Origin of the sequence: Candidatus Erwinia dacicola (assembly GCF_001756855.1) — a bacterium.
Lineage (GTDB): Bacteria > Pseudomonadota > Gammaproteobacteria > Enterobacterales > Enterobacteriaceae > Erwinia > Erwinia dacicola.
Map to the genome: position 1 here is coordinate 1 of NZ_MAYS01000433.1, position 3027 is coordinate 3027.

Annotated in this window: 2 protein-coding genes; both read left to right on the plus strand. The window is 56.4% G+C overall.

From position 1 onward, the window contains the following. Positions 1-1099, plus strand: a 1099-nt coding sequence (locus BBW68_RS11720) for a DASS family sodium-coupled anion symporter (protein ID WP_070135501.1), incomplete at its 5' end; no start/stop codon positions are given. Positions 1100-1269: 170 nt separating this feature from the next. Then, positions 1270-2916, plus strand: a complete 1647-nt coding sequence (gene fumA, locus BBW68_RS11725) for a class I fumarate hydratase FumA (RefSeq protein ID WP_070135502.1) — start codon at positions 1270-1272, stop codon at positions 2914-2916. Positions 2917-3027: the final 111 nt, after the last annotated feature.

Genomic DNA, 3027 nt, shown 5'->3' on the forward strand with positions numbered 1-3027 from the left:
TGGCCGCCGTCTGGCGCTGATGCTGGTGAAGTATCTTGGCCGCCGCAGCCTGACGCTCGGCTACGCCATCACCTTCGCAGATCTGCTGCTGGCTCCGTTCACCCCGTCGAATACCGCGCGCAGCGGCGGCACCATCTACCCGATCATTGCTAACCTGCCGCCGCTGTACGGTTCAAAACCGAATGACCCAAGCGCACGTAAAATCGGTTCTTACCTGATGTGGGTCGCCATCACCGCCGCCTGTATCACCAGCTCGATGTTCCTGTCGGCGCTGGCACCTAACCTGCTGGCGCTGGCGCTGGTAAAAAGCATTATCGGGTTTGATATCTCTTGGGGCATGTGGTTCCTCGCCTTCCTGCCGCTGGGTCTTATCCTGTTGCTAACGATGCCGCTGCTGGCTTACTGGTTATACCCGCCGGAAGTGAAGTTCAACGACGAAGTGCCGCGCTGGGCGATTAGCGAACTGGAAAAACTCGGTAAGCTGACCCGTAACGAAATCTTGCTACTGGTGTTCGTGGTCTCAGCCCTACTGATGTGGATTTTTGCTACCGCTTGGATTGAACCGGCGATGGCTGCCCTGCTGGTGGTGGTGCTGATGCTGTGGACCGGCGTGCTGAACTGGAACGACATCACCAGCAGTAAACCGGCGTGGAATACCTTTGCTTGGTTCGCCACCTTGGTGGCGCTGGCAGATGGCCTAGCACGCGTTGGCTTTATTGCTTGGCTGGGTAAAGAGGGTGGGCAGCTGCTGCAGGGTTATGACCCGCAGGTCTCCGCAGTGGTGCTGATAATTGCCTTCTTCGTGCTGCATTACCTGTTTGCCAGTACCACCGCGCACACCACCGCGCTGTTTCCAGCCATGCTGACCATCGCGGCCTCTATTCCGGGCATCAACATGTCGGTGTTTTGCCTGATGATGTGTACTTCGCTGGGTGTCATGGGGATTATCACCCCTTACGGCACTGGCCCAAGCCCGATTTACTACGGTAGCGGCTATCTGCCAACAAAAGACTACTGGCGCCTTGGCACCATCTTTGGGACCATCTTCCTCTGCGCGCTGATGCTGATTGGCTATCCGTGGATGGTGATGATGTTCTGATGATTTTCATCAAAGAGCCACGATGAACCATGCAGATGTTGCAACAATGTAATACCATTCCCCTACCTGCCGGTCTTGCTGCTGAGACCGGCAGGATAAAAACAACGAATTATCGCCAGTGATATTGTGCGCCAGAGCCCGGCGGCAACCAGTCATTAAGTGAGAAAACAATGTCGAATAAACCCTTCTACTACCAAAATCCCTTTCCTCTTGCCAAAGAAAATACCGAATACTATCTGCTGACTGACCAGCACGTCTCCGTGGCGGAGTTTGACGGTCAGCAGATCCTGAAAGTGGAACCGCAGGCGTTGACGCTACTGGCGCAGCAGGCGTTCCACGATGCCTCCTTTATGCTACGCCCGGCGCACCAGCGCCAGGTGGCGGCAATTCTGTCCGACCCGGAAGCAAGCGAGAATGACAGATACGTGGCGCTGCAGTTCCTGCGTAACTCAGAGATTGCGGCCAAAGGCATTCTGCCGACTTGCCAGGACACCGGCACCGCGATCATCACCGGAAAAAAAGGCCAGCGCGTCTGGACCGACGGCGGCGATGAAGCGGCGCTGTCGCAGGGCGTGTACAACACCTACATCGAAGATAACCTGCGTTATTCACAGAATGCCGCGCTGGATATGTACAAAGAGGTGAATACCGGCACTAACCTGCCTGCGCAGATCGACCTATACAGCGTTGACGGTGACGAATATAAGTTCCTGTGCATCGCCAAAGGCGGCGGCTCGGCGAACAAAACTTATCTCTACCAAGAAACCAAGGCACTGCTCTCCCCGGGTAAGCTGAAGGATTACCTGACCGACAAGATGCGCACCCTCGGCACTGCGGCCTGCCCGCCTTACCATATCGCCTTTGTGATTGGCGGCACTTCGGCAGAAAGCACGCTGAAAACCGTTAAGCTGGCTTCGACCCACTACTACGACGGCCTGCCAACCGAAGGCAACGAGCACGGTCAGGCGTTCCGCGACGTGGCGATGGAGCAGGAGCTGCTGCGTGCCGCGCAGGATCTTAGCTTGGGCGCGCAGTTTGGCGGTAAATACTTTGCCCACGATATCCGCGTAATCCGTCTGCCGCGCCACGGCGCATCCTGCGCGGTGGGCATGGGGGTTTCCTGCTCTGCTGACCGTAACGTGAAGGCGAAGATTAACCGCGACGGTATCTGGATTGAGAAACTGGAACACAATCCAGGCCAGTATCTTCCGGCTGAGCTGCGTCAGCAGGGTGAAGGCGAAGTGGTCCACGTTGACCTCAACCGCCCGATGAAAGCGATCCTCGCCCAGCTGTCGCAGTACCCGGTTTCGACCCGTCTGTCGCTGAGCGGTACCATCATCGTGGCGCGTGATATTGCCCACGCCAAGCTGCAGGAGCGTATTGCCAGCGGTGAAGGCCTGCCGCAGTACGTGAAAGATCACCCGATCTACTACGCAGGACCGGCCAAAACGCCGGAAGGCTACGCGTCAGGCTCCCTCGGCCCGACCACGGCGGGTCGCATGGACTCCTACGTCGATCAGCTGCAAGCCAACGGCGGCAGCATGATCATGCTGGCGAAAGGCAACCGCAGCCAGCAGGTGACCGATGCCTGCCATAAACACGGCGGCTTCTACCTCGGCAGTATTGGCGGCCCGGCTGCCGTACTGGCGCAGCAGAGCATCAAGAGCCTAGAGTGCGTAGAGTACCCGGAACTGGGCATGGAAGCGATCTGGAAAATCGAAGTTGAAAACTTCCCGGCCTTTATTCTGGTCGATGATAAGGGCAACGATTTCTTCCAGAAGATCAACGACACCCAGTGTGCCAAGTGCGTAAAATAAACGGGGCTTTGTTGAATAAATAGAGATTATGCTGCAACCTCATAAAAATAGCGATCGTCCATAACATAAAATCAGTAGGTTACAACCAGTGTTCGGTAATACATGCTGGAA

Excerpts from the sequence above, each read along its gene's own strand:
- fumA (WP_070135502.1), top strand. The coding sequence starts at position 1,270 with ATGTCGAATAAACCCTTCTACTACCAAAATCCCTTTCCTCTTGCCAAA.